Source organism: Erwinia sp. V71 (assembly GCF_965644245.1).
Classification (GTDB): Bacteria; Pseudomonadota; Gammaproteobacteria; order Enterobacterales; family Enterobacteriaceae; genus Erwinia.
Window position 1 is genome coordinate 20,874 of record NZ_CBFFRK010000046.1, and the last position, 10,200, is coordinate 31,073.

At 58.7% G+C, this 10,200-nt stretch carries 6 protein-coding genes; all 6 read left to right on the top strand.

Annotated elements, in window-relative coordinates; genetic code table 11:
* Positions 1–2: 2 nt before the first annotated feature.
* Positions 3–3,095 (top strand): efflux RND transporter permease subunit, encoded by a 3,093-nt coding sequence (locus ACSZO1_RS11705; protein WP_437612702.1) that lies wholly within the window; start codon positions 3–5, stop codon positions 3,093–3,095.
* Between the two features lie 6 nt (positions 3,096–3,101).
* A complete protein-coding gene (locus ACSZO1_RS11710; protein ID WP_437612704.1) occupies positions 3,102–4,529 on the top strand; it encodes an efflux transporter outer membrane subunit in 1,428 nt (475 codons plus the stop codon).
* Between the two features lie 82 nt (positions 4,530–4,611).
* Positions 4,612–6,162 (top strand): methyl-accepting chemotaxis protein, encoded by a 1,551-nt coding sequence (locus ACSZO1_RS11715; protein WP_437612706.1) that lies wholly within the window; start codon positions 4,612–4,614, stop codon positions 6,160–6,162.
* Between the two features lie 134 nt (positions 6,163–6,296).
* A complete protein-coding gene (aas, locus tag ACSZO1_RS11720; RefSeq protein ID WP_437612708.1) occupies positions 6,297–8,453 on the top strand; it encodes a bifunctional acyl-ACP--phospholipid O-acyltransferase/long-chain-fatty-acid--ACP ligase in 2,157 nt (718 codons plus the stop codon).
* On the top strand, positions 8,450–9,658 hold the full coding sequence (gene lplT / locus ACSZO1_RS11725) for a lysophospholipid transporter LplT (RefSeq protein WP_437612710.1): 1,209 nt from the start codon (positions 8,450–8,452) through the stop codon (positions 9,656–9,658). Before aas ends, lplT begins: the two co-directional genes overlap by 4 nt.
* A gap of 63 nt (positions 9,659–9,721) precedes the next feature.
* Entirely contained in the window at positions 9,722–10,138 is a 417-nt protein-coding gene (locus tag ACSZO1_RS11730; RefSeq protein ID WP_437612712.1) for a hypothetical protein, read from the top strand.
* Positions 10,139–10,200: the final 62 nt, after the last annotated feature.

Here is a 10,200-nt window from a genome sequence, read left to right on the forward strand (position 1 = left end):
CCATGATTAAGTTGTTTATCTTCCGTCCGGTGGCGACGCTGCTGCTCACGCTGGCGCTGCTGCTGCTCGGCCTGCTGGGTTATTGCCTGCTGCCGGTGGCACCCCTGCCGCAGGTGGATCTGCCGACCATCATGGTGTCCGCTAACCTGGCGGGCGCCAGCCCGGAAACCATGGCGGCGACGGTGGCGACGCCGCTCGAACGCGCGCTGGGGCAGATTGCTGGCATCACTGAGATGACCTCCAGCAGTTCGCAGGGATCGACCACCATCATCCTGCAGTTTGATCTCGACCGTGATATCAATGGCGCGGCGCGTGATGTACAGGGCGCGATCAATGCGGCGCGCAGTCTGCTGCCGAGCAGCATGGCGTCACTACCAACCTACCGTAAAGCAAACCCGTCGGAAGCGCCGATTGTGCTGATGGCGCTGACGTCTTCGGTGGTCAGCAGTGGCGAGCTGTACAATCTGGCGGACAGCAAACTGAAGCAGAAAATCGCCCAGGTGAAGGGTGTCGGTCAGGTGTCGCTGATCGGCAGTGCCTTACCGGCGGTGCGTATTACGCTGCAACCGCAGCAGCTGACGCACTATGGCGTGTCGCTGGATACCGTACGCAGCGCGATTGCCAACAGCACCACCAATCTGCCGAAAGGCATGCTGGAAGGGGAGCACCACTCGTGGGTGGTGGACAGCAATGGTCAGCTGAATAAAGCCAGTGAATATCGCGATCTGGTGGTGAGCTATCAGAATGGCCGGGCGATTCACCTCAGTGATGTCGCCTCGGTGTATGACTCGGTAGAGGATAAATACAACGTCGGTTACTACAACCAGACGCCATCGGTGATGCTGGTGGTGACGCGTTCAGCGGGTTCCAATATGCTGGAAACCATTGACGCGATTAAGGCGCTGGTGCCGGCGTTGCAGAAAGATCTGCCAGGCAATGTCAGCCTGAAGCTGGTGGTGGATCGTTCGACCAATATCCGCTCGTCGCTGTATGAAACCGAAGAGACGCTGCTGATCGCCATCCTGCTGGTGATTGGCGTGGTGTTTGTCTTCCTGCGCAATGTGCGCGCGCTGACCATTCCGGCGCTGGCGCTGCCGGTGTCGTTAATTGGTACCTGCGCGGTGATGTATGTGCTTGGCTACAGTCTCGATAACATGTCGCTGATGGCGCTGATTATCGCCACCGGCTTTGTCGTCGATGATGCGATTGTGGTGCTGGAAAATATCACCCGCTATATCGAAAAGGGATTCAGCCCGGTACGCGCGGCGCTGAAGGGGGCGCAGGAAGTCAGCTTTACCGTGCTGTCGATGACCCTGTCGCTGGTGGCGGTGTTTATTCCGCTGCTGCTGATGGGCAGTCTGGTGGGGCGTCTGTTCCGCGAATTTGCCGTGACGCTGACCGTTTCGCTGATTATCTCGATGCTGGTGTCACTGACGCTGACACCGATGCTGTGTTCGCGTCTGCTGCGGCGTAAGCCGAAAGTCACTGAGCGGCCGCATCCGCTGTATCAGTGGATTGAAAATCAGCTCAATGCGTTGCTGGCGTCCTACTCGTCGGCACTGGACTGGGTGATGCGCCATCAGCGCCTGACGCTGTTCAGCCTGCTGCTGACCATCGTGCTGAATGTGTTCCTCTATTCGGTGGTGCAGAAAGGTTTCTTCCCCAATCAGGATACCGGGCTGCTGATGGGCATGCTGCGCGCCGACCAGAATGTCTCCTTCCAGGCGATGCAGCCGAAGCTGCAGGCGTACAGCAAGATGATTGCGGAAGATCCGGCGGTGGACGGCGTGATGTCCTCCATGGGCAGTGGCGCATTTGGTTCACGTAACAGCGCCAACTTCTTCGTCCATCTGAAAGATCTCGATCAGCGCGATGCCAGCGCCACGGAAGTGGCAAACCGGCTGAGTATGAAATCGCAGAATGACGCCGGGATTCAGCTGTTCCTGATGGCGGCGCAGGATATTCATGTCGGCGGACGCAGCGCTAACGCCACCTATCAGTACAGCTTACAGGCGGACGATCTCGATACGCTGCGCATCTGGACGCCAAAAGTGAAAGCGGCGCTGGAGAAGATGCCGCAGTTCACCAGCGTCGATTCCGACTCGCAGACTGGCGGCCAGGAAGTGCTGATCACCATCGATCGTGATCGTGCCAGCCAGCTGGGTGTCAATGTGAAGATGCTCGATACGCTGCTGAATAATGCTTTCAGCCAGCGCCAGGTGGCGACGCTGTATCACGCGCTGAACCAGTACCATGTGGTGATCACGCTGGATGATGACTACACGCGCGATCCGTCGATCCTGAACCAGCTGTTTGTGGTCAATGACAGCGGCAATCAGATCCCGCTTTCGGCGTTCGCCAGCTTCAGTGGTGCCAATGCGCCGCTCTCGGTGGCGCACCAGGGGCAGTCTGCCACCAGCACCGTTGCCTTTAACCTGGCGGATGGCGTGTCGCTGGAGCAGGCGCAGGCGCTGATTAAACGCGCGATGGCGGAAATCGCCCTGCCGGACACCATCAATGCCAGTTTCCAGGGCACGGCGAAAATGTTCTCCGAACTGGCCAGCTCGATGCCGTGGCTGATTCTGGCGGCGCTGGCGGCGGTGTATATCGTGCTGGGGATGCTGTACGAGAGCTATATTCATCCGATCACCATTCTGTCGACCCTGCCGTCGGCGGGCGTTGGCGCCTTGCTGCTGTTACTGCTGACCAACACCCAGCTGACGGTGATTGCGCTGATCGGCATTTTGCTGCTGATTGGTATCGTCAAAAAGAACGCCATTATGATGATCGACTTTGCGCTGGCGGCGGAGCGTGAGCAGGGCATGACGCCACAACAGGCGATCACCCAGGCCTGCCTGATGCGCTTCCGGCCGATTATGATGACCACCCTGGCGGCATTCTTTGGTGCCCTGCCGCTGGCGCTGGGTACGGGCGGTGATGCCGATATCCGTCGCCCGCTCGGCCTGGCGATTGCCGGTGGTCTGGCGCTGAGCCAGCTGTTAACCCTGTTCACCACCCCGGTGGTTTACCTCTATCTTGATCGCGTCAGCCGTGCCACGAAACGCCAGTGGCAGCGACTGCGCCATGCTGACTAATCTGTGATGAAAATGAACAAAGCGATATTACCTGCATTAATCATGACGTTACTGCTCTCCGGCTGTAGCGTGGGTCCGGATTATCAGCGCCCGGCGGTCAGTACCCCGTTGCAGTACAAATATGCGGCGGGCTGGCGCGAAGCACAGCCGCAGGATGCACAGAACAAAGGTGAGTGGTGGTCGGTGTACCAGGATGCGACGCTGGCGCAGTTGCTGGCGCAGGTACAAATCTCTAACCAGAATGTGGCGCAGTATGAAGCGAAATACCGTCAGGCGCTGGCATTAGCCGGGGAATCGCGCGCCAGTCTGTTGCCATCGGTCACTGCCAGCGCCAGTTCCACCCGCAGCGGCAGCCGCACCACCAGCACGCTGAGTGGTGTCGATCAGCGCACGGTGAGCGACAGCCATTCCGCACAGCTGAGTGCCAGCTGGGAGCTGGATCTGTGGGGCAAACTGCGCCGCACGCTGGAAGAGAACCGCGCCAGCGCTGATGCCAGTGCGGCGGAGCTGGCGAATATCACGCTCAGCGCCCAGTCCTCGCTGGCACAAAACTACTTCCAGCTGCGGGTGATGGATCAGCAGATTGCGCTGTACCAGCAGAGCGTCAGCGCCTATGAGCGCTATCTGCAGGTGATTAACAATAAATATCAGGCGGGTGCAGAGTCGCGCGGTACGCTGGCGCAGGCGCAAACTCAGCTGGAAAGCGCGCGTGCCTCGCAGCTGGATCTGGTCTGGCAGCGTGCTCAACTGGAGCATGCCATTGCCCTGTTGATCGGCAAAACCCCGGCGGAATTCAGCCTGCCTGCGGCATCACTGACGGCGAAGATGCCTGCAGTGCCGCACGCGCTGCCCTCGCAGTTGTTGCAGCGTCGCCCGGATATCGCCTATGCCGAGCGTAATGTCGCTGCCGCCAATGCCGCGGTGGGCGTGGCGATTGCCGGTTACTTCCCTGATTTGACGCTCAGCGCCAGCGGCGGTTTCTCCAGTTCGGCGATGCATAATCTGCTGTCGATGCCCAACCGTGCCTGGTCACTGGGGCCGGAGCTGAGTGGCACCGTGCTCGATTTCGGCGCCACTTCTGCCAAAGTGGATCAGGCACGCGCCAGCTATGACGCATCGGTCGCCAGCTATCGCCAGGCGGTGCTGGAAGGTTTTCAGGAAGTGGAAAATTATCTGGTGGAGCTGAAAACGCTGGAGAGCGAAATCGCCGCGCAGCAACGCGCTACCGAGTCGGCGAAGGAGTCGGCACGCGTCACCGCCAACCAGTATGAAGCGGGGATGATCGATTACCTCGATGTTGCCACCACGGAGAACACCAGCCTGAGTCAGCAGCAGAGCTTACTGTCACTGCAAAGCACGCAGTGGATGACCAGCGTTGAGCTGATCGCCGCGCTGGGCGGTGGCTGGCACGCGCCGCAGCAGGCGGACCAATAAATTGTAACATTGCTAAAGCCGGTTAAAACCTCGCCGATAAATGTATCGATTGATTCATTTATGTTAACCAGGTGCTACTGCAATGAAAAATATATCAATAAAAACCGGCCTGCTTTCACTGCTGGCCCTGATGGCTGCTCTGCTGCTGATTGTCAGCGTGATGGGGATAGTCGCGATCAATAAGAGCTATCAGTCGCTGATGGCGGTCAATACCACTCAGGGTGTGCTGCTCGGCAATCTGGCCAGCAGTAACACCAATATGCAGCGTATCCGCGTGGTTGCGTCGCTGGCGGTGCGTAATATCGAGCTGGGTAAATTCGATGATGGTGCCGCTGCGGCCGGACGCGCAGAAAGCTATGCCAACACCGCCCACGATGAGCTGCAACGCTTCTTTGCCGCCGTGAAAGGCAATCCGCAGGCGGAAGCACTGGCGCAGGAGATCAATAAAGCCTACCTGGCCTATCGCGATAACGGGCTGAATCCGATGATCACGGCGCTGAAACAGCGCGACCTGAAAACCTATTATGTGATGATCGACAGCCAGCTGCGCCCGCTCGGCATTGCCTTTGATAAAGCGAACAAAAACTTCTTCGACTACGCCCAGCAGGTGGGGCAACAGCAGCTGGAAAACGCCACCAGTGATAAAACGCTGATGCTGGTGCTGATTGGCTTCTGTGGTGCGCTGACGCTGGTCCTGATGGTACTGGCGTGGCTGGTAATGCGCACTATGCTGATTCTGCCCTTGCAGCGCGCGGTGCGTCTGCTGGAGCATATTGCCGAAGGTGATTTGACTCAGCCGATCCCGCCCGCCAGCGCCAATGAGCTGGGCCGTCTGAATGCCGGACTGGCGCTGATGCAGGATTCGCTGGTGGCCTCGGTTTCGCGGGTGCGTGATGCCAGCGTGCAGATTGAAACCGGTTCGACGGAGCTGGCGAACGGTAACGACGATTTGTCACGCCGTACTGAGCAGTCCGCTTCGTCTCTGGAAGAGACCGCTGCCAGCATGGAGCAGCTGACCGCGACGGTGAAACATAATGCCGAGAACGCGAAGCAGGGCCATGAGTTGTCGGAGAATGTTTCGGCGACGGCACAATCCGGCAGCAAGGTGATGCTGGAAGTGATGGATAACATGAAAGAGATTGCTCACAGTTCCGATCAGATCGCCAATATTCTCAGTGTGATTGACGGCATCGCGTTCCAGACTAACATTCTGGCGCTGAACGCCTCGGTGGAAGCGGCGCGTGCCGGTGAGCAGGGGCGTGGCTTCGCGGTAGTGGCAAACGAAGTGCGGGTGCTGGCGCAGCGCAGTGCGCAGGCCTCGAAAGAGATCCATGAGCTGATTGCCAACTCGCGCAGTCGGGTGGATACCGGTTCGCAACTGACCACCCGCGCCAGCGAAACCATGACCACCATTGCCAGCCAGATCGTCAATATCAATGTGCTGATGCGTGAGATCGCCAGCGCATCGAAAGAGCAGAGTCTGGGCATCGACCAGATCAATATCGCGGTCAATCAGATGGAAGATGTGGCACAGCAGAATGCCGCGCTGGTAGAAGAGTCGGCGATGGCAACCCGTTCATTGCAGGATCAGACCAGCCAGCTGGTGCTGGCGATGTCTTCGTTCAAGTTGTAATCCTCCCTGCCACCGCCAGCAGCCGCTGGCGGTGCGCCGTCGTAAGAATTTCTTCATTTTGTCTTAGCGCGCATTGAGTTACGCCGCCATATCCTGCATGGTGTAGGCAGTCTTGTTGCTGCTAAGGAGCTGGCATGCTGTTCTCGTTTTTCCGCTGCTTATTTCGCCTGATGTACCGCGTTGAATTGCGCGGCGATCTGACTGCGCTCAATAAACAGCGTGTGCTGATCACGCCCAACCATATGTCTTTCCTTGATGGCGTGCTGCTGACACTGTTCCTGCCGATCAAACCGGTGTTTGCTGTCTACTCCTCGGTCAGTGATAAATGGTTTATGCGCTGGCTGAAACCGATGATTGATTTTGTGCCGCTGGACCCGACCAAACCGATGGCGGTGAAAGCGCTGGTGCGTCTGATTGGCAGCGGACGTCCGGTGGTGATTTTCCCGGAAGGACGTATCACCGTGACCGGCTCGCTGATGAAAATCTACAGTGGCGCAGGCTTTGTTGCCGCCAAATCCCAGGCGAATGTGGTGCCGCTGCGTATTGAAGGCGCGGAGTACACGCCATTTGGCCGCCTCGGGGGCGTATTTAAGCGCCGTCTGTTCCCGCGCATTACCCTGACAGTGCTGCCCGCCACCACCATCCCGATGCCGGATGCGCCGCGTGCGCGTGACCGCCGGGTGCTGGCAGGTGAGCATCTGCATCATGTGATGATGGAAGCGCGCATGGCGGTGCGCCCGCGTGAAACGCTGTACGAAGCCTTTCTCAGCGCGCGTACCCGCTACGGCTATTTTAAAACCTGCATTGAAGACATTAACTTCGCGCCAGACAGCTATACCGGGCTGCTGAAAAAGTCGCTCGGCGTGGGGCGTATTCTGGAGCGCTACACCCGCAAGGGCGAATATATCGGCCTGCTGCTGCCGAATGCCACTGTCACCGCCGCCGCCGTACTGGGCGCATCGATGCGTGGCCGTATTCCGGCGATGCTGAACTACACCGCGGGTGTGCAGGGGCTGAGCAGCGCGCTGAAAGCGGCGCAGGTCAGCACCGTCTTCACGTCGCGCCAGTTCCTTGAAAAAGGCAAGCTGGAGCATCTGCCGCAGGGCGTAACGGAAGTGAAGTGGATCTATCTCGAAGATCTGAAAGATACCGTGACGCTGCAGGATAAACTGTGGATCCTCGGCCATCTGCTGCTGCCGCGTCGGGCTATGGTGGCACAACAGCCGGAAGATGCGGCGATGGTGCTGTTCACTTCCGGTTCTGAGGGCAACCCAAAAGGGGTGGTGCATTCGCATAAAAGCCTGCTGGCGAATGTGGAGCAGATCCGCACCGTGGCTGATTTCACCCCGCGTGACCGCTTTATGTCAGCACTGCCCTTGTTCCACGCCTTTGGTTTAACTGTCGGCTTGTTTACGCCGCTGATGACGGGCGCGGAAGTGTTCCTCTATCCGAGTCCGCTGCATTACCGCATTGTGCCGGAGCTGGTGTATGACCGTAACTGCACCGTGCTGTTTGGCACCTCCACTTTCCTTGGTAACTATGCCCGTTTCGCCAACCCGTATGACTTTGCACGCCTGCGCTATGTGGTGGCCGGCGCGGAGAAACTGCAGGAAACCACCCGCCAGGTGTGGCAGGAGCGCTTTGGCATTCGCATTCTGGAAGGTTATGGCGTGACGGAGTGCGCGCCTGTGGTGGCGATTAATGTGCCGATGGCGGCGCGTCCGAACACCGTCGGACGCATTCTGCCGGGGATGGATTCGCGGCTGATTGCGGTGCCAGGTATTGAGCAGGGCGGCCAGCTGCAGCTGCGCGGCCCGAACGTGATGAAAGGGTATCTGCGTGTTGAACGCCCGGGGGTTCTGGAAGCGCCTCAGGCGGACAATGGCGAAGGCGAGATGGAAGCGGGCTGGTACGATACCGGCGATATCGTCAGCTTTGATGACGGCGGTTTCTGTCAGATTCAGGGGCGCGTGAAACGCTTCGCCAAAATCGCCGGGGAAATGGTGTCGCTGGAAAGCGTTGAACAGATTGCGCTGAAGGCATCTGGCGAGAAAATGCATGCCGCCAGTATGAAATCTGACGGTAATCGTGGTGAAGCACTGGTGCTGTTTACTACTGACAGTGAGCTGACGCGTGAGCAGTTACAGCGTGCCGCCCGCGAGCTGGGCAGCCCGGAGCTGGCGGTGCCGCGTGATATTCGTTTCCTGCAACAGTTACCGCTGCTGGGCAGTGGTAAACCTGATTTTGTCACCCTGCGTAAAATGGCGGAAGAAGAGGCGCACACCGCATGAGTTCAACCCTGACTGACGATCAACCGCTGCTGTCGCGTGGCATGATGGCGGTGATCGCCGCCCAGTTTTTGTCGGCATTTGGCGATAACGCCTTACTGTTCGCCACGCTGGCGGTGATTAAAAACCAGCTGTATCCCGACTGGAGCCAGCCGGTATTGCAGATGGTGTTTGTCGCTACCTATATCGTGCTGGCGCCGTTTGTCGGCCAGATTGCTGACAGCTTCGCCAAAGGCCGGGTGATGATGTTCGCCAACGGAATGAAACTGCTCGGCGCGCTGGTAATTTGTTTCGGTTTCAATCCGTTCCTCGGTTACAGCCTGGTCGGCATCGGTGCGGCGGCTTATTCTCCGGCTAAATATGGCATCCTGGGTGAAATCACCAGCGGCGAAAAACTGGTGAAAGCCAATGGTCTGATGGAAGCCTCCACCATTGCTGCAATCCTGCTCGGCTCGGTAGCCGGTGGTGTGCTGGCGGACTGGAATCTGCTGGCGGCGCTGATTGCCTGTGTGCTGGCTTATGGCCTGGCGGTCGCCGCCAATCTGCTGATCCCGAAACTGGCGGCGGCGCGGGCCGGGCAGAGCTGGCATCCGCTGCAGATGTCGCGCAGTTTCTTCCATGCCTGCCGCGTATTGTGGCGTAACGGCGAAACCCGTTTTTCGCTGGTCGGCACCAGTATGTTCTGGGGCGCGGGTGTGACATTGCGTTTTCTGCTGGTGCTGTGGGTGCCGGTGGCGCTGGGTATCAGCGACAACAAAACGCCGACGCTGCTTAATGCGATGGTGGCGATTGGTATTGTGATTGGTGCCGCTGCTGCCGCGCGTCTGGTGACGCTAAAAACCGTGGCGCGCTGTATGCCTGCCGGGGTGCTGATCGGCGTGGCGGTGGTGATCTTTACCCTGCAGCACACGCTGGTGAATGCTTATCTGCTGCTGGTGATTATCGGCGTGCTGGGCGGCTTCTTCGTCGTGCCGCTCAATGCACTGTTACAGGAGCGCGGCAAAGAGACTGTCGGCGCGGGCAATGCGATTGCGGTACAGAATCTTGGCGAGAATGGCGCGATGCTGCTGATGCTCGGACTTTACTCGCTGGCGATCAAGCTGGGTACACCGGCGGTGGCTGCCGGGGTGGGCTTCGGCGCGTTGTTTGCGCTGGCGATTGCGGTATTGTGGGGCTGGCAGCTGGCGCAGAAGAAACGCGCGGGCTGACAGCAGCTATGGTTTAGGGGGCGGCGGTGGGTCGCACCCGTGTTAACGAAAAAGGATGATCAGATGATGAAGAAATTAGTGGCAGGCCTGTTATTCGCCCTGGTGTCGGCGACGGCAGTGATGGCGGAAGAGGCGCGTCCGGAAGTGGCTGAATCCGTCAAAGCCTGGGCGGGTAATGAAGGCGTGCAGGTGTGGACGCGGCGTTACGGTAAGCGCGCGGACAATAAGGCGCTGGTGCAGATCACCCATGCCGATCACGACAGGGATAATAAGATCCAGCTGATGGATGTTGAAACCAAAGGTGAACGCCGCGATTACAGCGTGCAGGTGGACGGCAAAAAGTTCGTGGTGCTGAATCTGAATAACGGCTACGGCGAATTAACCCTGCCGGGCGAGGCGAGCAGCCAGCAGATCGCTTACAGCCAGGGACTGTCTGCCGAAGGTAATGCACAATACTTCCTGACCCGCGAATTCAGATAATAAGTGCAACGCTTGGTCATGTGGATGGAGGGACGGTTAGCTACCGATAAGCTATCCTGCTC